A 732-nucleotide genomic window follows, 5' to 3' on the forward strand; every position below is an offset into this window, starting at 1 on the left:
CAGATGCTCGGCGAATTGCCGAACAAATGCCGCCAATTCGAGGTCGTCGGCGGTGTCGGCGTAGGTCTGGATGAGGTTCGCGGCGTCGCTGACCTGTGACGCGACCCGGTAGCCGCGGTCGAGGTCGGATGACAACAACTCCCGGCGCTCTGGACTCATCATTCAATTCCCTCCCGCATTGCGCCGTGGGCGCTTTCTAACCAAATGTGTTGCACGACGGCATGCCTCGACGATGTGGCAGCCGAAACGCATATACCCCTTTGTATTCATGACCGGAGTCACACCGGATTGTGTGTTTGCGGCCTGTATGCGCTTGCGATCTAGCTCTAGCATTGTGGGCACAGTGCAGGGGGTCAATGGTTGCAGCGGCCACAACTTGTGGCCGGTTGCTCCACACGATCGACGGGGAGGTAAGACCGTGACGGTACCGGCGAGGTTCGGAAACCTGGGAGCGTTCGTCGAAAAGCGCAGGAAGCAGCTGGATTTGGATCGAGCCGAGCTGGGCCGGCGGGTCGGGCTGGCAGCGGGAACGATCAAGGCGATAGAGCGCGATGAGCGTCGGCTCGTCGACGACAACCTCCGAAAAGTGCTGGGAGCGCTTGAAATTCAGGAGAACAACGTCCGGCTTCTGGTTTCGGCGAAGGAGGGTCGGCTTCGGTCCGACGACAGTGCACCCTGTGACCTGGAGCTTCGCGCTATCGAGGCGATCACGGTGCCGGTGTTCATCCTCAA

At 60.5% G+C, this 732-nt stretch carries 1 protein-coding gene; it reads left to right on the forward strand.

The genetic code is table 11. The features are described 5' to 3' along the window. Positions 1-418: 418 nt before the first annotated feature. Positions 419-732, forward strand: a 314-nt coding sequence (locus A5780_RS08825; protein WP_197521704.1) for a helix-turn-helix transcriptional regulator, incomplete at its 3' end; no start/stop codon positions are given.

The sequence above is a fragment of the Nocardia sp. 852002-20019_SCH5090214 genome, from assembly GCF_001665865.1.
In the GTDB taxonomy this organism is placed as follows: Bacteria; Actinomycetota; Actinomycetes; order Mycobacteriales; family Mycobacteriaceae; genus Nocardia; species Nocardia nova.